The sequence below is a fragment of the Micromonospora sp. WMMD734 genome, from assembly GCF_049178975.1.
Lineage (GTDB): Bacteria > Actinomycetota > Actinomycetes > Mycobacteriales > Micromonosporaceae > Micromonospora > Micromonospora wenchangensis.
The window spans coordinates 3,676,822-3,697,869 of record NZ_JBMHMK010000001.1; the positions used below are offsets into that span (position 1 = coordinate 3,676,822).

The 21,048-nt window shown below is 70.5% G+C and carries 24 protein-coding genes; 11 read left to right on the top strand and 13 right to left on the bottom strand.

The genetic code is table 11. From position 1 onward, the window contains the following. Positions 1 to 358 precede the first annotated feature (358 nt). Positions 359 to 643 (top strand): hypothetical protein, encoded by a 285-nt coding sequence (locus ACN267_RS15465; RefSeq protein ID WP_176739158.1) that lies wholly within the window; start codon positions 359 to 361, stop codon positions 641 to 643. A 124-nt stretch (positions 644 to 767) separates the two neighbouring features. Here the strand turns inward: ACN267_RS15465 and ACN267_RS15470 are convergent, their stop codons facing one another. The 3 genes from ACN267_RS15470 to ACN267_RS15480 form a co-directional block, all read right to left on the bottom strand. After that, complete coding sequence (locus ACN267_RS15470; RefSeq protein WP_421488989.1) at positions 768 to 1,754, bottom strand: sporulation protein; 987 nt, start codon at positions 1,752 to 1,754, stop codon at positions 768 to 770. A gap of 63 nt (positions 1,755 to 1,817) precedes the next feature. Beyond that, positions 1,818 to 3,083 (bottom strand): Bcr/CflA family efflux MFS transporter, encoded by a 1,266-nt coding sequence (locus ACN267_RS15475; RefSeq protein ID WP_281899392.1) that lies wholly within the window; start codon positions 3,081 to 3,083, stop codon positions 1,818 to 1,820. 42 nt (positions 3,084 to 3,125) lie between these two features. Next, entirely contained in the window at positions 3,126 to 3,794 is a 669-nt protein-coding gene (locus ACN267_RS15480; RefSeq protein WP_421488990.1) for a TetR/AcrR family transcriptional regulator, read from the bottom strand. A gap of 56 nt (positions 3,795 to 3,850) precedes the next feature. Here ACN267_RS15480 and ACN267_RS15485 point away from each other — a divergent pair, with 56 nt between their 5' ends. After that, on the top strand, positions 3,851 to 4,705 hold the full coding sequence (locus ACN267_RS15485) for an alpha/beta fold hydrolase (RefSeq protein WP_421488991.1): 855 nt from the start codon (positions 3,851 to 3,853) through the stop codon (positions 4,703 to 4,705). Between the two features lie 82 nt (positions 4,706 to 4,787). Here ACN267_RS15485 and ACN267_RS15490 read toward each other — a convergent pair whose 3' ends face one another. Then, on the bottom strand, positions 4,788 to 4,910 hold the full coding sequence (locus ACN267_RS15490) for a hypothetical protein (RefSeq protein WP_255553776.1): 123 nt from the start codon (positions 4,908 to 4,910) through the stop codon (positions 4,788 to 4,790). 101 nt (positions 4,911 to 5,011) lie between these two features. On the opposite strand from ACN267_RS15490, the gene ACN267_RS15495 reads away from it, so the two are divergent. Continuing rightward, positions 5,012 to 5,443, top strand: coding sequence for an NUDIX domain-containing protein (locus ACN267_RS15495; RefSeq protein ID WP_421488992.1), 432 nt, complete (start codon positions 5,012 to 5,014; stop codon positions 5,441 to 5,443). Here the strand turns inward: ACN267_RS15495 and ACN267_RS15500 are convergent. Together ACN267_RS15500 and ACN267_RS15505 are read right to left on the bottom strand one after the other, a co-directional pair. Further along, complete coding sequence (locus ACN267_RS15500) at positions 5,417 to 5,851, bottom strand: hypothetical protein (RefSeq protein ID WP_421488993.1); 435 nt, start codon at positions 5,849 to 5,851, stop codon at positions 5,417 to 5,419. The two genes, ACN267_RS15495 and ACN267_RS15500, sit on opposite strands and share 27 nt — an antisense overlap. A 56-nt stretch (positions 5,852 to 5,907) precedes the next feature. Next, positions 5,908 to 6,273, bottom strand: coding sequence for a DoxX family protein (locus ACN267_RS15505; protein ID WP_421488994.1), 366 nt, complete (start codon positions 6,271 to 6,273; stop codon positions 5,908 to 5,910). A gap of 116 nt (positions 6,274 to 6,389) precedes the next feature. Here ACN267_RS15505 and ACN267_RS15510 point away from each other — a divergent pair, with 116 nt between their 5' ends. Continuing rightward, positions 6,390 to 6,767, top strand: coding sequence for a winged helix-turn-helix transcriptional regulator (locus ACN267_RS15510; protein ID WP_088642232.1), 378 nt, complete (start codon positions 6,390 to 6,392; stop codon positions 6,765 to 6,767). A 28-nt stretch (positions 6,768 to 6,795) separates the two neighbouring features. Here the strand turns inward: ACN267_RS15510 and ACN267_RS15515 are convergent, their stop codons facing one another. The 4 genes from ACN267_RS15515 to ACN267_RS15530 all read right to left on the bottom strand — a co-directional run bounded on the left by ACN267_RS15515 (position 6,796) and on the right by ACN267_RS15530 (position 8,656). Continuing rightward, on the bottom strand, positions 6,796 to 7,179 hold the full coding sequence (locus ACN267_RS15515) for a PIN domain-containing protein (protein ID WP_204957159.1): 384 nt from the start codon (positions 7,177 to 7,179) through the stop codon (positions 6,796 to 6,798). Continuing rightward, the gene (locus ACN267_RS15520) at positions 7,176 to 7,424 is read right to left on the bottom strand and encodes a type II toxin-antitoxin system Phd/YefM family antitoxin (protein ID WP_204957158.1); all 249 of its coding nucleotides are present in this window, start codon (positions 7,422 to 7,424) and stop codon (positions 7,176 to 7,178) included. The genes ACN267_RS15515 and ACN267_RS15520 overlap by 4 nt, the downstream gene beginning before the upstream one ends. Before the next feature lie 144 nt (positions 7,425 to 7,568). Then, the gene (locus ACN267_RS15525; protein ID WP_421488995.1) at positions 7,569 to 7,796 is read right to left on the bottom strand and encodes a DUF397 domain-containing protein; all 228 of its coding nucleotides are present in this window, start codon (positions 7,794 to 7,796) and stop codon (positions 7,569 to 7,571) included. After that, positions 7,793 to 8,656 carry a helix-turn-helix domain-containing protein gene (locus ACN267_RS15530; protein ID WP_421488996.1) on the bottom strand — a complete coding sequence of 288 codons (864 nt, stop codon included), beginning with the start codon at positions 8,654 to 8,656 and terminating at the stop codon, positions 7,793 to 7,795. Before ACN267_RS15530 ends, ACN267_RS15525 begins: the two co-directional genes overlap by 4 nt. 305 nt (positions 8,657 to 8,961) lie before the next feature. Between ACN267_RS15530 and ACN267_RS15535 the strand changes: the two genes are divergently transcribed. Continuing rightward, a complete protein-coding gene (locus ACN267_RS15535; RefSeq protein ID WP_421488997.1) occupies positions 8,962 to 9,210 on the top strand; it encodes a DivIVA domain-containing protein in 249 nt (82 codons plus the stop codon). 44 nt (positions 9,211 to 9,254) lie between these two features. Beyond that, positions 9,255 to 9,467 (top strand): hypothetical protein, encoded by a 213-nt coding sequence (locus ACN267_RS15540; protein ID WP_421488998.1) that lies wholly within the window; start codon positions 9,255 to 9,257, stop codon positions 9,465 to 9,467. A gap of 10 nt (positions 9,468 to 9,477) precedes the next feature. On the opposite strand, the gene ACN267_RS15545 is transcribed toward ACN267_RS15540, so the two are convergent. Then, positions 9,478 to 10,254: a DeoR/GlpR family DNA-binding transcription regulator gene (locus tag ACN267_RS15545; RefSeq protein ID WP_088642199.1), complete on the bottom strand. Its 777-nt coding sequence runs from the start codon at positions 10,252 to 10,254 to the stop codon at positions 9,478 to 9,480. Positions 10,255 to 10,294: 40 nt separating this feature from the next. Further along, entirely contained in the window at positions 10,295 to 12,340 is a 2,046-nt protein-coding gene (locus tag ACN267_RS15550; protein WP_421488999.1) for a beta-galactosidase, read from the bottom strand. Between the two features lie 282 nt (positions 12,341 to 12,622). Between ACN267_RS15550 and ACN267_RS15555 the strand changes: the two genes are divergently transcribed. From ACN267_RS15555 to ACN267_RS15570, 4 genes are all read left to right on the top strand, one after another. Further along, complete coding sequence (locus ACN267_RS15555; protein ID WP_421489000.1) at positions 12,623 to 13,948, top strand: ABC transporter substrate-binding protein; 1,326 nt, start codon at positions 12,623 to 12,625, stop codon at positions 13,946 to 13,948. A 22-nt stretch (positions 13,949 to 13,970) separates the two neighbouring features. Then, positions 13,971 to 14,930 carry a carbohydrate ABC transporter permease gene (locus ACN267_RS15560; protein WP_204957147.1) on the top strand — a complete coding sequence of 320 codons (960 nt, stop codon included), beginning with the start codon at positions 13,971 to 13,973 and terminating at the stop codon, positions 14,928 to 14,930. Further along, positions 14,927 to 15,847: a carbohydrate ABC transporter permease gene (locus tag ACN267_RS15565; protein ID WP_204924071.1), complete on the top strand. Its 921-nt coding sequence runs from the start codon at positions 14,927 to 14,929 to the stop codon at positions 15,845 to 15,847. Before ACN267_RS15560 ends, ACN267_RS15565 begins: the two co-directional genes overlap by 4 nt. Before the next feature lie 152 nt (positions 15,848 to 15,999). Continuing rightward, positions 16,000 to 18,195, top strand: coding sequence for an alpha-galactosidase (locus tag ACN267_RS15570; RefSeq protein WP_421489001.1), 2,196 nt, complete (start codon positions 16,000 to 16,002; stop codon positions 18,193 to 18,195). An 83-nt stretch (positions 18,196 to 18,278) separates the two neighbouring features. On the opposite strand, the gene ACN267_RS15575 is transcribed toward ACN267_RS15570, so the two are convergent. Then, a complete protein-coding gene (locus ACN267_RS15575) occupies positions 18,279 to 19,667 on the bottom strand; it encodes a cellulase family glycosylhydrolase (protein ID WP_204957143.1) in 1,389 nt (462 codons plus the stop codon). 382 nt (positions 19,668 to 20,049) lie between these two features. Here ACN267_RS15575 and ACN267_RS15580 point away from each other — a divergent pair, with 382 nt between their 5' ends. Further along, positions 20,050 to 21,012 carry a TIGR03557 family F420-dependent LLM class oxidoreductase gene (locus ACN267_RS15580; RefSeq protein WP_281899422.1) on the top strand — a complete coding sequence of 321 codons (963 nt, stop codon included), beginning with the start codon at positions 20,050 to 20,052 and terminating at the stop codon, positions 21,010 to 21,012. Positions 21,013 to 21,048: the final 36 nt, after the last annotated feature.

The following is a 21,048-nucleotide window of genomic DNA, read 5'->3' on the forward strand; positions in this document are numbered from 1 at the left end:
CCGGGGGCCGCACCACCAAACACCACCGCCCTTGGCCGGCCGGACACCACAGCCCTTGGCCGGCCGGGGCGGCGCGTACCACGGTCGGGGCACCGCGACGCGGACCCGGCGGGCGACGAAATTCCGGCCGGAGCCGGTGTTACCTGCTCACCGGCGGGGGGTAGACCCGGGGTGCCCCCGCCACAGCAGGTGAACCGTGCCGTGGCCGACCGCGGTAGCGGGGCGAGGGAGTTGCAGGTACTCATCAAATCCTGAGGAGGACCAGATGAGCACGCAGGCTGCATCCACCAGGCCCATGAACCGGCCGATGCAGGACACCGTCCAGCGCAACGCCATGATGAACGAGCAGACCCGGCAGATGCCGGCGATGCACGACGGGCACCGGGAACCGATGCCGTCTCCGGGTACGGAGACCAAGCAGTCGTTCCTGACCACCGAGTTCTGGGTCTACGCCGCCGCGGTCGCGGTCGTGGTGATCTCCGCCTTCTGGCGCGGCACCGCGACGAACGGCCTGAACATCAACAACCCGACGCAGGCGTGGTGGTTCCTGACCGCCCTGACCGGCGCCTACCTGGTGAGCCGGGGCCTGGCGAAGGCGGGTTCGGCGCGGCGTTCCGGCGCGGAGCGCAAGGGTCGTCGCTGACCCGGCTGATCCCAGCAGCGTGAGCTGCTGATCACGATGGCCCCCGGGATTCCTCCCGGGGGCCATCGCTGGTCCATGTCAGCCGCCGCTCGGCGGCCCGCCCGGCGTCGGGCGCGGTCTCAGCTCACTCGTCGTCGCCGAAGTCGCCACCGTCGTCGTCGCCCTCGAAGGCGTCCTCGATCAGTTCACCGGCGACGAGTCCACCGACGACACCGAGCGCCGCGCCGGCCACCACGCCGCCCATTCCCGGCCCCCGGCCGTGGTGACCGTGGCCGTGGCCGTGCATCGGGTAGCCGTGGGTGGGGGCGCCGTATCCGGAGGAGGCGCGCAGGTTGCCGTACGTGGCGGTGGTCTCGCGCAGCCAGCCGTCGACGACCCGCACCCAGTCGATCCGGTCGACGTCGGCGTGCGAGACGGTGTAGCGGCCGAACACGTCGTGCCCGGAGCTGAGGAAGCCACCCCGCTTGTCGCACTCCAGCACCACCTCGACGCCGTGCGGGCTGGTCACGAAGGTCAGCTCCAGCTCGGAGATGGCCTGCGCGTACTGGGGCGCGGCGAAGAACTCGATCTCCTGGTAGAACGGCAGCGTCTGCTGCGAGCCCCGGATGTGGCCCCGCTCCAGGTCGGCGTGCTTGAACCGGAAACCGAGCTGCTGGAACGCGCCGAGGATGTGCTCGTGCACCGGCAGCGGGTGCACGTTGACCTGGTCGAGGTCGCTCTTGTCGACCGCCCGGGCGATGGCCAGCTCGGTCCGCAGACCCATGGTCATGCCGTGCAGACGCTGACCGTAGACGTCGGTGATCGGGGTCTCCCACGGCACCGGGAACTGGAACGGGATGGCGAGCTGCTGCTTGGGGGCGAGCTGGAGCGGGCCGCTGACCACCATCCGATGGAACTCCATGACGCCTGCGTACTCGCTGTCGCCGCCCTCGATCTCGACCCGGGTGACCAGGCCGATGCCGATCTGCTCGATGTTGGCGGGGGCGTCCCCGCCGATCAGGTTCACGTTGCCGTCGAGGGTCAGGCCGGGCCGGGTGTTCGGGTTGGCCAGGACCGTGTCGACGCTGGGCCCGCCGACCCCGAACGCGCTCAGCATCTTCTTGAAGACCATCGGAACTCCCGCTTCACGGTCGGCGTACTCCACCGTGGAGCACGCACGGTTACCCTGCGCACCCTAACCGCCAGGACTGTGAAGTGGCTGAAAGGGCACACCGGGGCGGGCCAGCAGCATCAGCGCCGCGCAGGCCGCCACGAAGAAGACCGCCATGGCCGAGGCCATGGGCAGCAGGGTGGCGTACCCGAGGAGACCGGTGAGTGGCGTGACCAGTGCACCGGCGAGGAAACCCAGACCACCCTGGAGCGCGGCGGTGGTGCCGGCGGAACGCCGGCCGGCCTCCTGCGTCAGCGCGGTGCTGGCCGGCAGGGTCAGGCCCATGCCGGCGACCACCACGGCGAGCAGCGTCCACGGCACGGCAAGCGGCCCCCCGGCCCGCCGGTCGACCAGGGCGACGACCAGCAGCACGAGGGTGGCCACCGTGGACGCGGCGAGCCCGACGGCCCGCAGCCGGCCGGCGCCGAGCCGCCTGACCAGCACCCGGAACAGCAGCCCGGCGGCGGCCATGCCGGCGGCGTTGGTGGCGAAGATGAGGGTGTAGCGGGACTCGTCCACCCGGTAGGCGGTCTGGAAGACGAACGCCGAGCCGCCGATGTAGGTGAAGAAGCCGGCGATGGCCAGGCAGAGCACGATCAGGTTGGTGAGCACCGTCCGGTCCCGCAGCAGGCCGGCCATCCGTGACAGCGCCGCACGCGGGCCACCGTCGTGCCGGCGGTGCGCGGGCAGCGTCTCCGGCAGGCCGACCAGCGCGGCCACCGCCATCGCCGCCCCCAGCCCGGTGAGAGCGAGGAAGACGGTACGCCAGGTGCCGTGGTCGAGGATCACCCCGCCGACCGCCGGTGCCAGCACCGGGCCGAGGAAGGTCACCGAGGCGATGCTGCCGAACCGGGCGGCGGCCCGGTCGCCCTGCCACACGTCGGTCACCATCGCCCGGCCCAGCGCCACCCCGGTGCCGGCCGCGATCCCCTGCCCGAGCCGGGCGAGCACCAGCACCCCGGCGGTCGGGGCGGCGGCGCAGAGCAGCGACAGCAACGCGAAACTCACGGTGCTCACCAGGACGATGCCGCGCCGGCCCCGGATGTCGCTGACCGGGCCGAGCAGGAGCTGACCTGCGGCCACGCCGATGATGAACGCGGTCAGGGTCAGCTGCGCCATGGTGGCGCTGGTGTCCAGGGAGCGCCGCAGTTCGGGCAGGGCGGCGATGTACGCGTCGGTGGCGAACGGTCCCACCCCGGTCAGCAGCACCAGCGCGACCATGGACGGCCTGCCCGCCGTCCGGCCGGGTCGGTACGACGTGGACGGCGTCTTGACCCGCGGAGGTGTCACCCATGGACCGTAGACGAGCTGACCGTCGGGCGTCAGCCCACCTCAACCGGCGTGGTCGACGAGCAGTCCACGCAGGACGCTGCGCACCGTCGTGGCGAAGAGGTCGCGGGGCGCGGACGGTGACGGGTCGGTGATGGCGGCGGCCAGGTTCGGGTACGCCGCCAGGTCGATGCCGGTGAAGCCGACCGGCGGCGCGGCGGTCTCCTGCCGGGCGAACAGCGACGTCACCCCGGTCATCATGGCGATCGCCTCGAACTTGGTGGTGGTCGCCGCCGGCACCGGCCGCAGGACGGACAGGCAGTGGTCGAACCAGGCCAGGCTCTGCGGGCCGGGGGCGGTCGGCCGGGGCAGGACCGCCACCAGCCAGGGGTGCCGCCGGTAGAGGTCGAGCTGCCGACGGGCGAGACGCAGCATGGTGTCGAGCCAGTCGTCGCCGGCCTCCGGGTAGGGGCACAGCTCACCCGCGGCACGGTCGACCATCAGGTCGAGCAGGTCGTCGCGGGAGGACAGGTAGCGGTAGAGCGAGCCGGCGCCGGTGTGCAGCGCGGCGGCGACCGCCCGCATGGAGACCGCGCCGATGCCGTCGGCGTCGGCCACCGCGATCGCGGCGGCCACGATCTCGTCCCGGGAGTGCGACGGCGCGGGACCGCGCTGCCCCCGGGCCGGCCGGGACCAGATCGGCGGACGCGCTGGCTCGTCGGGTGAGGTCACCGCTACACTCTAAAACTGCAAACGCCGTTCGCGGTTTCGATGTCGGGGAGGACGAGATGGAACAGCACTGGACCGTGCAGCGGGTACCGGCGGCCGACGACGCCGAGATCGTGCTCCACTCCACCGGCAGCGGGCCGGGCATCATCGTGGTGCACGGCGGCGGCGTCACCATCGGCATCTACCGCCGGTTGGCCCTGCGGCTGGCCGACCGGTTCACCGTGCACCTCTACAACCGCCGCGGGCGGGACGACGCGGCGGCCCGCGCCGAGCCCTACGACGGCGAGCAGGACGTGGACGACCTCGCCGCACTGTTGGCCGCCACCGGGGTCGGCAACGTGCTCGGCCACAGCGGCGGCGGCTTCGTGGCCCTGCGCGCCGCCGCCCGGGGGTTGCCGATCGACCGGCTCGCCCTCTACGACCCGGCGGTGCAGGTCAACAGCCTGTTCCCGCTCGACTGGGTGCCCGCCGCCCGCGCGGCGGCACACGCGGGCGACATCGCCCGCGCCATGGCGATCACCGGGGCCGGCCTCAACACCCAGTCGGCCACGTCGCGCCTGCCGCTGGCCGTCCAGGTGGCCATCTGCCGGCTGTTCCTGCGTACGCCGATCGGGCGCGGCATGGGCGAGCTGCTGCCGTCCACCCTGGACGAGAGCGCGCTGATCCAGCACCACGACAGTTCGCCGCAGCGGTGGGCCGGCGTCACCGCCGAGGTGCTGTTGGCCTGCGGCGGCAGTGGCCCGCCCTACTACCGGCCGATCAACGAGGCGCTGGCCGGGGCACTGCCGCACGCCCGCACGCTGGTGGTGCCGCGCGCCGGTCACGACGCGCTCAACCGGGCACCGCAGCACCTGGTCGACGCGCTGGCCGAGTTCTTCACCACCCCGGTCACCTCGGAGCGCGCCCGCTCCTGACGAGCCGGCGAACGGGGGGCGGGCCGGCGTCGACCGTGTGACGCGACCGACGCCGGCCCGCCGTCGGGGAAGCCGGTCAGGATCACGCCCAGAAGCTGGCCGGAAGGGCCTCGGTGGTCGTCCACCGCGACGCCCGCTTGTGGACGACACCGTCGATCAACACGGCACCCGTGGTGTTACCGCCGGGAAGCACCTCTTCACGCATCTGCCCGGGATACCGGGCGTCACGACGCCGACGACACCGAATTTGGTACGGCCGGACCCGACCACGGCCCGACTGTCCCACCCCTGTGTTCGAATCCCGGCATGCACATCGTCGTCTGCGGCGCACTGGTGGTGAACGACGCGGTCCTGCTGGTGCACCGCAGTCCGGCCCGCCTGGCGTACCCGGATCTGTGGGATCTGCCCGGGGGCCACGTCGAGGCGGGCGAGTCCGATCGACAGGCCCTCGCCCGTGAGCTGCGCGAGGAGGTCGGCGTCGAAATCGTCGCGGAGTCCTGCTCCCGGCTGGGCGACCTGCGGTCCGGCAGCGGCGAGGACGCCGTACACGTCGGTGTGTGGCACGTCGGAGCCTGGCTCGGCTCCCCCACCAACCGTGCGCCCGACGAGCATGACGATCTCGCCTGGGTCGGGCTCAGCGAGTTGGGTGGCCTCCCCCTCGTGCACGGCGGCCTGCCGGCGCTGCTCCGTGCCCTGGACGGGCCGCCCGGCTCACGCCTGGTCGAGGAGGTGGCGTGACGGGAGATAGTCGATCTTCGTGTCGGCGTAGACGCCGAGCGTGCCGTCGGCGAGGCATCGCAGGCCGACGCTGACCCAGCGCACCTCGCCGTCGGCACCGAGCGCGTAGCCGACCGCGACGGCGAACTCCTCACCCCCGCAGGGGCAGGAGCAGGAGTCGTGACCGGCCTCGACCCAGTAGTCGGCGCTGTCGCCGATGAAGGCGACCGCGCCGCAGGCGAGGCAGGTCCGCCGGGTCGCCTCCTCCTCGTCGATGTCGACGCGGAAGGCCCGGCCGTCGCACCCGGCACACCGAGACTCCACCACCGTGTCGACCGGGTAGCCGCCGGCCGCGAAGTAGCGGAGGTATTCGGCGAGGTCGTCGACGTTCTCCCCGCGCCACAACTTCCCGGACCTGTCGAGTGCCATCCCGGCATTCTGCCTGGTGTAGGCGGCGCGTCGGCGAGCGGACGACCTCGTCCGGCTCAGACCCAGACGGTGGCCAGCCAGGTGGCGACGGCGGCGGTCACCAGCAGGACGATGTTGAGCCCGATCTGGCGGGTCTCGCCCCGGGACAGGTGCACCGCGATACCGCCGACCTGGATCAGGACGAACCCGACTGCCGCCGCGACCGCGAGCCAGGGTGCGATCCCGGTCAGCGGCGGCAGGACCAGGCCGACCGCGCCGAGAACCTCCAGCACCCCGATGGTCCGGACCAACGGCATGGGTACGCGGTCGACCCAGCCCATCATCGGTTGCAACTGCTCCCGGCTCTGCACGACCTTCTTGCCCCCGGCGTAGAGATAGAAGACGGCAAGCAGGGCGGCGACGATCCAGTAGGCGAGTGTCATGACGGGCCCTCCAGCTCTGAACCCAATGGTTACGAGAAGGAACTAGCCACATCATGTGTCACTATCGGGGGGCTTACAAAAGGCACACGGGTGTGCGTAAGGCACAGGGGGTGGTCATGTCGCAGTACGAACACACCTGCATGATCCGGGGCGACGGCGGCCGGACGATCCGGGCGATCCTGGACCGCATCTGCAACAAATGGACGCTGCTGATCGTGGCGACCCTCGACGGGGGCGCGCTGCGGTTCACCGAGCTGCACCAGCAGATACCCGGCATCTCCCAGCGCATGTTGACGTTGACCCTGCGCCACCTGGAGCGCGACGGCCTGGTGTCGCGGACGGCGTACGCGGAGGTACCGCCCCGGGTGGAGTACGCGCTGACCCCCACCGGCAAGAGCCTCATCCCGCCCGCGCTGGCCCTCGCCGGCTGGGCCATCGAACACGTCCCCCACATCGAGGCCAGCCGAGCGCTCCACCAGGACAAGTCCGGATGACGGCAACGTTGTCAGATCACCGGGTCAGTCAGATGGTGCGGATCGTGATCAGGTCTTCGAGTCCTGCGAGATCGCCGGCGTTGCGGGTGTAGACGGCGGCGTCATGGGCGTGTGCGGTCGCGGCGATGAGCAGATCCATCACTCTGGCGCGCGGCTGACGGCCGGCTTCGACGACGCGGGCAGCCAGTCGTGCGTAGCTGTCGGCGATCACGTCATCGATGGGCAGCGGATCGAATCGGCGCTGGATAGCACTCAACCGCGCCAACCGGAGTGCCCTCGCCTCGGCGGTCTTGGCGACCAGGACACCGAATTGGAGTTCGGCAAGACTGGCAACGCTGATGGCCAGCTCACCCGGGATCGGTGTTACGTCGTTGGCGATGAGGACGCTGGTGTCGAGGATGCCCCGACTCACCGTTCTGCCCACGGGTCGGTGACGACACCGTCCAAGAGATCCCGATCGTCTGCCCAGGCGGGGTCCGTAGGTTGGTCGAACACCCCGGCGAGGTCGTCCCACTCCCGCCAGGTCCGAGGGCTGACCGGGCCGAGCACGGCTGCCGGACGGCCGGCAACGGTGATCGTCAAACGTTCACCCGCCTGCGCACGACGCACCAGGTCGCTGGCGTTCTGCCGCATCTCCCGAAGCCCCACCTCATGCATAAGACCAACGTAGCACATGTGCTACGCGGTGCTGGCCAACCTCACTACGGACAGGCGCACCGCGATACCACGGCGGCGGAGGATCTTGGCGGCAGATGGCCCCCTGGAGGGCCGAAATCACCAAGATCCTCCCGGAGCCGACGTTCAGTGGGAGGCGTTGGCGAAGTCGAACTCGCCGTCCTTGACGCCGCCGACGAAGGCCGTCCACTCGTCAGCCGTGTAGACGATCGTCGCCGCGTCACGCGCCTTGCTGTGTCGCACGGCCACCCGACCCGAGCCGTCGAGCAACGGCCCCGCCTCCACACAACTCCCGCCGTTGCTGTCACTCTTGGTGCTGATGTGCCAGGCGACCTCGGGCATAGCGTCGTTCATGCCAACTCCTCTGCAATGGCCCCCATCAGGGCGGTCGACTCGTCCTTGCTGAGTGCGGACTTCGACAATCGATCGTACGCACGGAGAAAGCGTTCGGCTTTGGGCGACTCCATGTAGAGCCGGCCGCCGAGGGATTCGACGTAGGCGACCGCAGGATACGGCTCGGGTAAATGGAAGATCCAGAACGTGCCATCGAGTCCCTGGTGGAGGGCGACCGAGAACGGCATGATCTGGATACGAACCTGCGGTAGGGCCTGGAGTTTCACCAGGTGTGCGAGTTGGTCCCGAAGAACCTGGGCACCACCGACACGGCGACGCACGACGGATTCGTCGATGACGGTATGGATCGTGAGCGGTCGCTCCTTGGAGAGAACTTCCTGGCGCGAGAGCCGTAGCTCGACCCAGCGGTTGATCATCGACTCGGACGCCTCCGGCTCCGCCGCGTTCCGGATCACCGCCTCGGCGTAGGCCCGGGTCTGGAGCAGCCCCGGCACGAGGGTCATGTGAAAGCAACACACCTTGTCGGCGCGACTCTCCAACCACGGGTACTCGATGAAGGACGAGTCGACGACGTCGCCGTAGTCCTCGTCCCAGCGGTCGGTGCGCCACACGTCCTCGGCCAGCGCCAGCAGGCGGGCCCGCTCGGCGGCGTGGTGGAAGCCGTAGAGGTCGAGCAGTGCGACGACGTCGCCCTTGCGGATCGGCCAGTCCGCCCGCTCGTAGCGGCCGAGTGCGGACATGTCACGTTGCAGGTGTTCGGAAACCAATTTCAAGGTCATCCCGCGTTCCTCCCGGAGGGCGCGGAGTTGTTGGCCGAGCCACTGCGCGCGCAGGGTCCGTATGAACGGCTTGTGCGGCATGATCCACCTCTCGAAAAAGTTGACGAGGCCCGCGAAGGAACCATTGCTCCAGTTCCAGCCCACTGGAAATGTGGCCTTCGGGTGAGGGTGATCACCGGCCCCCGGGGACGCCCGGTGCAAGCGCAGTAACCGCGGCTGTGCCAACAGCCGAGAAGGTGACGAAAGCCGGCCTCGCGGGTGGCAGCCGCATACCGGATCTCGTCGGGTCTCAACATGAAGCCGAATTTCCGGCTCCGACCGACTTGCTGAATACCTATCACGGCGGCGTGGGTTCCCGCGACCCCGTACCCGCCAGGAGGCGACGAATGATCCGCGACGACGGCACCCTGCCGGCCCGGCTGCATCCGGTCCTGGTCCGCGACCACCAGTTTCCCACCGTCGGCTTCGGCCGTCGTGGTTTCGCCCGCCGGGAGGTGCGCCGGTTCCTGCTCCGCCTCGCGCTGGAGCTGGCCAGCCTGCATCGGGAGGTGACCCGGCTGACCGAGGAGAACACCAGGCTCAAGCGGCTGCTGCGGGACCGCCGCAGCGCCCAGGCCAACCGTCCCCCGTGCTGAGCGACGGGCCGACGACCGGTCCCCGTTACGTGCTGCACCTGCCCATGACGGTCACGACCGAGGATCAGGCGTTGCGGTTCGCGTACGCGCTGGCGCGGTCGTTGGCGTTGGTGCCGGGGGTCGAGGTCGCCGGGGCCACCGTGTCCGCCGAGGATGCCCAGCACGTACGACGGTGGGTGTTCTGTGACCGGATCATGCCGGACCGGCGGCGCTGCCGGGCGCGGGCCGACCACGACGGGCCGTGCGACCCCGTTTGATGAGCCGGGGTCAGTCGACCTCGACGACGACCAGCTCACCGACCTGTTCGCCGATCTGCCGGCGGCCGTCCGCCGGCAGCCCGGCGTCGGTGATCAGCAGGTCGGCCTCGGCAAGCGGGGCGATGGTGGCGATGCCGATGGTCTCCCACTTGGTGTGGTCGGCCAGCACCACCAGGTGCCGGGCCGCCCCGATCAGCCGTTTGTTGACCGCCGCCTCCAGCAGGTTGGGGGTGGTGAACCCGGTGCGCGGGCTCATCCCGTGCACGCCGAGAAAGAGCAGATCCACATTCAGGGTACGGATCGCCGCCTCGGCCACCGGCCCGGTCAGCGCGTCCGACGGGGTACGGATGCCGCCGGTCAGCACCACCGTCTGGTCGACGCGCGGGTTCTGGTAGAGCGCGTCGGCGACCGGGATCGAGTTGGTCACCACGGTCAGCCCGGGTACGTCGCCGAGCAGGGTGGCCAGCGCGGCGGTGGTGGTGCCGGCCGACAGCGCGACGGCCATCCCCGGCTCGACCATCCGGGCGGCCCGGCCGGCGATGGCCCGTTTCTCGTCCTGCTGGCGGACCGACTTCGCGGCGAAGCCGGGTTCCTCGGCGGACCCGGGGCCGGCCAGGGTGGCCCCGCCGTGCACCTTGTCGACCAGCCCTCGTTCGGCGAGCACCTCCAGGTCGCGGCGGATCGTCATGTCGGAGACGCCGAACCGGCTGACCAGGTGGCTGACCCGCACCCCGCCGCGCTGCCGGATCAGCTCCAGGATGGCGTTCTGCCGTTGCTGAGCGAGCATCGAACCTCCCAACCGCGCGGACGAGGGAACGGTACGCAGGTCAGGCCGCTGCGGCCGGGGACGGTTCACCCGCTGGGACCGCCCCGCTCACCGCCAGCTCCTCCCGGACCACGGCCACCTCGCCGGCCGGCACCCGCAGCGTGCCGCCGCACGGCTGCCCGGTGAGCAGGTCGGTGCCGGTCACGTCGAGGGTCGCCTCGGCGTCGGTGTGGTTGACCACGAACAGCCAGGACCGGTCGTCGGCCCGGCGGCGGACCACCTCGACGCCGGTCGGGGCGGCGGCCGGCGGGCGTACCCCGGCCTCGGTGATCAGCCGGCCCACCAGGGCGTCGGTGGCCGCCTCGTCGAGCCGGGTGGCCAGGTACCAGGCGCTGCCGTCGCCGACCCGGTGCCGGGTCAGCGCGGGCACGCCCGGCAGCGGGCCGTCCTCGTAGGACGCGACGACCTCCGCGCCGGTCGGGTGCAGCCACTCGGTCCACACGTCGGCGGTGGACCCGTCGTCGAGGGCGACCCGGTCGCCGGCCAACAGCGGGAAGAACTCTTCGGTACGCACCCCGAGCAGGTCCCGGAACGCCCCCGGGTAGCCGCCGAGCCGGATGTGGTCGTGCTCGTCGACGATCCCACTGAAGTACGTCACCAGCGCCGTCCCGCCCCCGGCCACGTACCTGTGCAGCGCCTCGACGTCGGCGTCGCGGACCAGGTAGAGGGTGGGGACGAGGACCAGCCGGTAGCCGGACAGGTCGGCCGACGGGTGCACCACGTCGGCGGTGACCCCGGCCCGCCACAGCGCGTCGTAGAGCGCCCGCATCCGGTCGGTGTAGGTGACGTCGACGCTGGGATGGGAGTCGAGTTCGACGCCCCACCACGCCTCCCAGTCGAACAGGATCGCCACCTCGGCCTCGACCCGGCTGCCGCGTACCTCGGCCAGGGCCTTGAGGTCGGCACCGAGCCGGCAGACCTCGTCGAAGACCTTGGTGTCCGGCCCGGCGTGCGGGACCAGCGCGGAGTGGTACTTCTCCGCGCCGGCCCGGGAGGCCCGCCACTGGAAGAACAGCACGCCGTCGGCGCCGCGCGCCACGTGGGTGAGGCTGTTGCGGCGGAGTTGGCCGGGGGTCTTGGCGACGTTGCGGGGCTGCCAGTTGACCGCGCTGGTGGAGTGTTCCATCAGCAGCCACGGGTCGCCGCCGGCCACGCTGCGGGTCTGGTCGGCGGCGAACGACAGGCCCAGGTGGGCGTCCGGGTCGGTGGCCATCAGGTAGTGGTCGTTGGCGACCAGGTCGACGTCGGACGTCCACGAGTGGTAGTCCATGTGCTTGGCCATGCCGATCATGAAGTTGGTGGTGACGGGCTGCCGGACCCGCCGCTTGAGCACCTCCCGCTCGGCGCGGAGCTGGGCCCGCTGCTCGTCGGAGGAGAAGCGTAGGAAGTCGAGCTGCTGGGTGGGGTTGGCGATGGTCAGCGTGGACCGGGGCGGGTTGATCTCGGCCCAGTCGTGGTAGCGCTGGCTCCAGAAGGCGGTGCCCCAGGCGTCGTTGAGCCGGTCGAGGTCGCCGTAGCGCTCCCGCAGCCAGCCCCGGAACGCCTCGGCGCTGACGTCGCAGTAGCAGTGCACGTTGTGGCAGCCCAGCTCGTTGGAGACGTGCCACATGACGACGGCGGGGTGCTCGGCGTACCGGTCGGCGACCGCTTCGACCAGGGCGAGCGAGCGCTCCCGGAAGATCGGCGAGCTGGGGCAGTACGCCTGCCGTCCGCCGGGCCACAGCACGCCGCCGCCGACGGCGCGGGGCAGCGTCTCGGGGTGCCGGTGGGCCAGCCACGGCGGCGGGCTGGCGGTGGCGGTGGCCAGGTCGACCTGGATTCCCCCGGCGTGCAGGACGTCGAGTGCGCGGTCGAGCCAGTCGAACTCGTACCGGCCGGGGGACGGTTCGAGCAGGGCCCAGGAGAAGATCCCGACCGAGACAAGGTTGACCCCGGCCCGGCGCATGAGCGCGACGTCGTCGGCCCAGACCTGCTCGGGCCACTGCTCGGGGTTGTAGTCGGCGCCGAAGTAGATTCCGTCGCCCTGCCAGGTGCCGTGTTGCCGCATGAGAGCAGAGCGTGCCCCTAGCGGTCGATCAAGTCAACACTTTCCAACACGGACCCGCTTTCCAACGTTTACCACCAGCATCCCGTACGGCTTCGGCGATACCGATCCGGAGCTGCCCTCTTGACAGGCGCGTACGGACGGGTAGCTTCAAGCGCCACCGGGAGTTTGTGTTTGCCAATGTTCGTTCTCGGTGGATCTATGTTGGCATTCCCGAACAGCCGCTCCCCCACCACCACTGACGGCCCTCGGGCGCAGCGCACCTCTTCTTCCGCAGGAGGCACCATGTCCCGTCCCCGCACCGAAGCCGAGTATCTCGCCCGGCTCGTACCGTCCTCCGTCGCCGGCATCGGACGACGTTCCCTGCTCACCGGGGTCGGCGCGGGCGCGCTGCTCGGCACCGGGCTGCTCGCCGGTTGCGGCTCCGACTCCGACTCGGGCAGCGACAGCAAGGAGGTGTCGGTCGGTTCCAACCAGTCCGACCCGCAGCCCAAGGGGGTCATCGCCAAGGTGATGGACGGGTTCACCACCTCGTCCGGCATCACCACCAAGATCAACACGGTGGACCACAACACCTACCAGGAGAACATCAACAACTACCTCCAGGGCAAGCCGGACGACGTGTTCATGTGGTTCGCCGGCTACCGGATGCGCTTCTTCGCCGCCAAGGGACTGGCCGGCGACATCAGCGACCTGTGGGGCAAGCTCTCCGGCTACTCCGACGCGTTCAAGAAGGCGTCCACCGGGGACGACGGCAAGCAGTACTTCGTACCGTCGTCGTACTACCCGTGGGCGGTGTTCTACCGCAAGTCGGTCTGGAAGCAGTACGGCTACCAGGTGCCGACCACCCTCGACCAGCTCACCACCCTCAGCGCCCAGATGAAGCGGGACGGCCTCACCCCGATCGCCTTCGCCGACAAGGACGGCTGGCCGGCGATGGGCACGTTCGACATCCTCAACCTGCGGATCAACGGCTACCAGTTCCACATCGACCTGATGGCGGGCAAGGAGGCGTGGACCTCCGACAAGGTCAAGAAGGTCTTCGACACCTGGGCCGGGCTGCTCCCGCTGCACCAGCCGGACAGCCTGGGCCGCACCTGGCAGGAGGCCGCCCAGTCGTTGCAGCAGAAGAAGAGCGGCATGTATCTGCTCGGCCTCTTCGTCGCCCAGCAGTTCGGCAACGACGAGCAGGACGACATCGACTTCTTCACCTTCCCCGAGATCGACCCGGCCATCGGGGCCAAGGCGCTGGACGCGCCGATCGACGGCTACATGCTGGCCCGCAAGCCGAAGGCCGAGGCCAACGCCAAGAAGCTGCTGGAGTTCGTCGGTTCCAAGGAGGCCGCCGACATCACGGTGAAGAACGACCCGACCACGCTGGTCGCCAACAGCGGCGCGGACACCAGCGGCTACACGGCCCTGCAGAAGAAGGCCGCCGAGCTGGTCGGCTCGGCCACCGAGATCGCCCAGTTCCTCGACCGGGACACCCGGCCGGACTTCGCCTCCACCGTGATCATCCCGGCGCTCCAGCAGTTCATCAAGAACCCCAAGGACATCGACGGGCTGGTCAACAGCATCGAGAACCAGAAGAAGTCGATCTTCACCAGCTGACGGCGAGAGGGGGAGGACCGTCGTGTCCGACCTGCCCCTGATCCAGGCGGATCACGCCGTGTCGTCACCGGCCACGACCACCACCTCCCCGGGTGGTCGCGGCCGGCGGCTACGGCTCCTGTCCCGCACCGACCGCGTGGTGATCACGCTGATGGTGCTCGTACCGCTGCTGCTGGTGGTCGCGCTGGTCTGGCTGCCCGCACTGGCCACCGTGGCGCTCTCCGGCACCGACTGGGACGGCATCGGACCGCTCAGCGAAATCGACTGGGTCGGCGGCCGGAACTACTCCGACGTGGTCAACATCTACCCGCCGTTCGTGCCGGCGCTGCAGAACAACCTGCTCTGGCTGGCCGCCCTGTTCGTGGTCGCCACCCCGTTCGGGATGTTCCTCGCCGTGCTGCTCGACAAGGAGATCCGGGGCAGCCGGTTCTACCAGACCGCGCTCTACCTGCCCGTGGTGCTCTCGCTGGCGCTGATCGGCTTCGTCTGGCAGCTCATCTACTCCCGCGACCAGGGGTTGCTCAACGCCGTCCTGGGCGGCCAGACCGACTGGTACGGCGACCCGAACGTCAACATCTGGGCGGTGCTGGTGGCGGCCGGGTGGCGGCACGTCGGCTACATCATGCTGCTCTACCTGGCCGGGCTCAAGGGCGTCGACCCGTCGCTGCGGGAGGCCGCCTCGGTCGACGGCGCGTCGGAGACCAGCACCTTCTTCCGGGTGATCTTCCCGGTGCTGCGACCCATCAACATCATCGTGCTGGTGGTGACCGTGATCGAGTCGCTGCGCGCGTTCGACCTGGTCTGGGTGATCAACAAGGGCCGCAACGGGTTGGAGCTGATCTCCGCCCTGGTCACCCAGAACGTCGTCGGCGAGGCCAGCCGGATCGGCTTCGGCTCCGCCCTGGCGACGATCATGCTGGCCGTCTCGCTGGTCTTCATCACCATCTACCTGGCCGTCGTCATGAGGGAGAACCGGCGATGAGCGCGTCGACAGTGACCCGACCACCGGCGTCGACGCCGACGGCGAAGCCGGCCCCGCGCCGCCGGCCGCTGCGCCCCGCCCGGGTGGTGCTGCACCTGTTCCTCGGCGCGGTCGCCGTCGGTTGGCTCTTCCCGATCCTCTGGGCGGTGCTGACCTCGCTGCGCTCGTACGCCTACACCGCCGCCAACGGGTACGTCTCGTTCGGCGGGTGGACGTTCGACAACTACGTCACCGCCTGGCAGACCGCCGAGTTCGGCAAGCACTTCCTCAACTCGGTCTACATCACCGTCCCGGCGGTGCTGCTCACCCTGTTCCTCGCCTCGTGCGTGGCGTTCGTGATCGCCCGGTTCAGCTGGAAACTCAACATCGTCCTGCTCGGGCTGTTCACCGCCGCCAACCTGCTGCCCCAGCAGGCGCTGCTGATCCCGCTGTTCCGGATCTTCACCGAGGTGCCGCTGCCGGAGTTCATGAGCGACTCCGAGTTGCTCTACGACAGCTACTGGGGGCTGATCCTGGTCAACGTCGCCTTCCAGTGCGGCTTCTGCGTCTTCGTGCTCAGCAACTACATGAAGGCGCTGCCCCGCGACCTGTACGAGGCGGCCATGGTGGACGGGGCGAGCATCTGGCGGCAGTACTGGCAGGTGACCATGCCGCTGTGCCGCCCGGCGCTGGCGGCCCTGGCCACCCTGGAGGTGACCTGGATCTACAACGAGTTCTTCTGGGCCACCGTGCTGATGCGCACCGGCGACAAGTTCCCGGTCACCAGCTCGCTGAACAACCTGCGCGGCGAGTTCTTCACCGACAACAACCTGGTGTCGGCCGGCTCGGTGCTGGTCGCCATCCCCACCCTGGTGATCTTCTTCCTGTTGCAGAAGCAGTTCGTCAAGGGCCTGACCCTGGGCGCGTCCAAAGGCTGAGTCACCGCACCCACCCACCCATGCGCGCGAGAGCGGTATTCCTGGCAGGCATGAATATGACCCACAGGCATACCGCTCTCGCGCGGTACTGACACCCGGCGACCTCACCCACCGTGACGGACGCCGACGCGCCCGCACCGGAGATGAGCGCCATGACCGATCCGACCATGATCCACCTGCGCCGGGGCCACACCAGCCTGGTGCTCGACGCACGCGGCCCGGAGCTGCCCCGGGTCGTGCACTGGGGCACCGACCTCGGCCCGGTGCCCGCCGGCGACCTGCCGGCCCTGGTCGACGCCACCGTGCCGCCGGTGGTGCCGAGCAGCTTCGACGCGCCGAGCGTGCTGTCCCTGCTGCCCGAGGCGAGCGCCGGCTGGAGTGGCCGGCCCGGCCTCGCCGGCCACCGCCACGGACGGGACTGGTCGACCGCCTTCCGCCTCGACACGATCGACGTCGATGATCCGCGTGACGACGTGGGGGACGCGGTGCGCGTACCCGGTGAGGAGGATGACCGGGGCGGAGTCGGCGCGGCGCGGGTAACCGTGCGGGCGACGGACCCGGGCGTCGGGTTGACCCTGACTATCGAGGTCACCCTCGACCCGGTCGGGGTGCTGACCGTGCGGCACCGGCTACGCAACGACGCCGACCAGCCCTACGAGGTACGTGAGCTGACACCGACACTGCCGGTGCCGGCGGTCGCCACCGAACTGCTCGACCTGACCGGGCGGTGGTGCCGCGAACGCGCACCGCAACGGCACCCGTGGCCGCACGGCGCGTGGGTGCGCGAGGGTCGGCACGGGCGCACCGGGCACGACGCCACCCTGCTGCTGGTCGCCGGAACCGCCGGGTTCGGCTTCGGCCACGGCGAGGTGTGGGCGGTGCACACCGCGTGGAGCGGCGACCACGTGACCGTCGCCGAACGCCGCCCGACCGGGGAGTCCACCCTGGGCGGCGGGGAACTGCTCGCCCCCGGGGAGATCGTCCTCGGCCCCGGCGAGGAGTACGCCACCCCGCTGCTCTACGCGGTGCACTCCACCGCCGGGCTGGACGGGCTCAGCGACCTGCTGCACACCCACCTGCGGGCCCGGCCGGAACACCCCCGCACGCCGCGCCCGGTCACCCTCAACGTGTGGGAGGCCGTCTACTTCGACCACGACCTGGACCGGCTGCGCACCCTCGCCGACCGGGCCGCCGAGGTGGGGGTGGAACGGTTCGTCCTCGACGACGGCTGGTTCACCGGCCGCCGGCACGACCGGGCCGGCCTGGGTGACTGGCAGGTCGACGCCGACGTCTGGCCGGCCGGCCTGGGACCGCTCATCGAGCACGTACGCGGGCACGGCATGCAGTTCGGGCTCTGGGTCGAACCGGAGATGGTCAACCCCGACTCCGACCTGTTCCGCGCCCACCCCGACTGGGTGCTCACCGCGCCCGGCCGGCTGCCCCTGCCGTGGCGGCACCAGCAGGTGCTGGACCTGGCCAACCCGGCGGCGTACGCCCACCTGCTCGACCGGCTCGACGCGCTGCTGACCGGAAACCCCGGGATCAGCTACCTCAAGTGGGACCACAACCGGGACCTCACCGAGGCCGGGCACGCCGGCCGGCCCGGGGTGCACGGGCAGACCCTGGCGGCCTACCGGCTGCTCGACGAGCTACGCGCCGGGCACCCGCACCTGGAGATCGAAAGCTGCTCTTCCGGCGGGGCCCGGGTCGACCTGGAGATCCTGCGGCGCACCGACCGGGTCTGGGCCAGCGACACCAACGACGCCCTGGAACGGCTGTCCATCCAACGCTGGACGGGCCTGCTGCTGCCTCCGGAGCTGATCGGCACGCACATCGGCCCGGGGCGCTCGCACACCACCGGCCGGGTGCACACCCTGGGCTTCCGGGCGGTCACCGCGCTCTTCGGCCACCACGGCATCGAGTGGGACATCGTCACGATCGACGCCGAGGAGCGGGCCGAGTTGACCGCCTGGGTGGCCCTGCACAAGCGGCTCCGACCACTGCTGCACACCGGCCGGGTGGTCCGGATCGACCACCCGGACCCGGCCGTCCAGGCACACGGCGTCGTCGCCCACGACCGATCCCGCGCCGTGTACGCGGTGTCTCGGCTGGCCACCTCCGCCACGCAGACCCCCGGCCCGGTCCGCCTGCCCGGTCTCGACCCGGCCCGCCGCTACGCCGTCCGCCCGGCCGAGGGGGTGCCGGAGCCGGCGGCGATGCAGATCACCGGACCCCGCTGGCTGCCCGCCGTGACGCTGCCCGGCTCGGTGCTGGCCACGGTGGGCCTGCACCTGCCGGCCCTGCACCCGGAACAGGCCCTCCTCCTGGAGGTCGACGCGACCGACTGACCGGCCCGGGTCCGGGCGCGTGATCGTCGCGAGCGGGGACGGGTGGTGGCCGGGCCCTCGGAGGGCCCGGCCACCCGGAGTGCTCAGTTCGCGGTGCAGGTCACCGTAGGCGTCGGGTTCACGCTGCTGCCGCTGCCGATGAAGCCGAAGGCGGTGCTGGCCCCGGCACCGAGCCGACCGTTGTAGTCGACGTTGCGGGCGGTCACGGTGCTGCCGCTGCTGCTCAGCGACGCGTTCCAGGCCTGGCTGACGGTCTGGCCGTTGGCGAAGGTCCACTTCGTCGTCCAGCCGTTGATGGCCGCGCTGCCGGCGGTCACCTTGACCTCACCCTGGAACCCGCCCTGCCACGAACCGATGGTCGTGTACGTCGCCGTGCAACCGCCGGTCGCCGGCGGGGTCGTGACCGGCGGGGTGGTGGGTGGCGTGGTCGGCGGCGTCGTGGGCGGGGTGGTCGGGGGCGTGGTCGGCGGGGTCGTCGGGGTGGTGCCGGAGTAGACCGACGCCTCCTTCGAGGTCGACTTGATGCCGTTGACGCCGTTGAAGATCCGCTGGCCCCAGGTGGTCAGGGCGGCCGGGTTGAAGTTGGTGGTCATGTCGAGGTACTCCACGCCGCCGCCGTTGCCGCTCCACGACCAGCCCAGGTAGCCGATCCCGTTGGCCTGGGTGTACGACAGGATGGTGTCCTCGTCGGGGTTGCCGTCGGAGTGGTCGAAGCCGAACTCACCCACCACGATGGGCAGCTTGGCGGTGCGGAACCGGCCCAGGTAGTCACTGATCTCGGCGGCGGTGTCGAAGACGCCGTACATGTGGATCGAGAAGACGGTGTTCTTCTGCGGGTCGGCGGCGAACACCCCGGCCGCGTTGTCGCGCATGGTGAACGACCAGTCCTGGCCCCAGTTCGGGGCGTCCACCATGATCGTGTGGCTGATGCCGCCGGCCCGCAGCCGCTTGATCGCGTTGGCGTTGTCGGTGGCCCAGGTGGCGTAGCCCTGGTTGCCGTACGGCTCGTTGCCGATGTTGACGATGACGTACCGCTCCTGGCCCTGCAGGGCGCTGGCGATGCTCAGCCAGTAGTCGACCGCCCGGTCCAGGGTGATCGCCCCGGCCTGCTCGCCGTAGCCGGTGGTGTCGTGCACCTCCAGCACACAGATCAGCTTGTTGGCCCTGCAGAGCGAGATGACGTTGCTGACGTCGGCGGCGGTGTTCTTGGTCCAGCGGTCACCGCTGGCCAGCACCACCCGCACGGTGTTCGCGCCGAGCGCCTTGATGTTGGCGAAGGAGGTGGTCTGCTGCGGGTACCAGGTGTGGGCGTGGTTGACACCGCGCATGATGAACTCGTTGCCGTTGGCGTCGTAGAGCTTGCCACCGGAGACCGTGAAACCGGCCGCGGCCTGGGCCGGCTGGCCGAAGGCGAACACGGCGGCGAGGACGGTGAGCAGGGCGACGCCGGCGACGGAAAGTCGCTTCTTCATGGCTTTCCTCAGGAAGGGTCGACCCCGTTGCCCTGGCGGGGTGGCGATGCTGGTGACGGTGGCGCTCGGCTGCAGCCCGACAGCCGCCGCCGGAACTCCCTGGCCGCGTGCGGACCAGCGTAGGGCCACCGGGTCGGGAAGGCAACCGGTTAAGTTGCCTGCCTGTCCCCGCCGACCCTGTGGCGACCCACGCCGACCGCGAGCCGCCACAGGGGGCGGTCATCCCCACCACAGGATGTGACACCACCAGCCTGAACCGGTTAAGCCGGACCTTAGACCGCCCTCCCGTCACCGTCAAGAGGGACCCGGCCACCCATCCGAGGTTGACCGGCACCGGCCAGGGGTATCCGGTGACGATCGTCGCCCGGAAGGAGAAACCAGGATGGTCCGCGTCGGCTACACCCTGATGTGCGAACAGACCGGCCCCAAGCAGTTGGTCGACCACGCGGTGCGGGCGGAGGCGGCCGGTTTCGACCAGCTGGTCATGTCCGACCACTACTATCCGTGGCTCGACGCGCAGGGCCACTCCCCGTACGCCTGGTCGGTGCTCGGCGCGGTCGCCCACGCCACCAGCCGGGCCGAGCTGATGTCCTTCGTGACCTGCCCGATCCGCCGCTACCACCCGGCGGTGGTGGCGCAGAAGGCCAGCACCATCGGGGTGCTCTCCGACGGGCGGTTCACCCTCGGCCTCGGCGCCGGGGAGAACCTCAACGAACACGTGGTCGGCGGCTGGCCGCACGTGCAGCAGCGGCACGAGATGTTCTCCGAGGCACTCCAGATCATCCGTCCGCTGCTCAACGGCGAGACGTTGACCTTCTCCGGCAACCACTTCGACGTCCCCGACGCCTACGTCTGGGACCGGCCGGAACGTCCCGTGCCGATGGCCGTCGCCGCGTCCGGGCCGTCGTCGGCCGCCCTCGCCGCCGAGTACGCCGACGGCATCGTCGCCACCGAACCCGACTCCCGGATCATCCAGCTCTACGACGACGCGGGCGGTGCCGGGCAGCCCCGCTACGGCCAGGTGGCCATCTGCTACGGCCCCGACGAGGCCGAGTGCCGCAAGATCGTGCACGACCAGTTCCGCTGGTTCGGCAGCGGCTGGAAGGTCAACGCCGACCTGCCCGACCCGGAGGCCTTCGCCGCCGCCACCCAGTTCGTCCGGGAGGAGGACGTCGCCGACGGCATCCCCTGCGGCCCCGACGTCGACCGGCACGTCGAGGCGTTCCGCGCCTTCGTCGACGCCGGCTTCACGCACGTGGCGATCGTCCAGGTCGGCGGGGACAGCCAGCCGATGTTCCTGGACTGGGCGCAGGAACAGCTGCTGCCCCGACTGCGCGAACTGTGACCGCCGTGGCGGGTCGGGCCGGGTCGCCGTACCCGG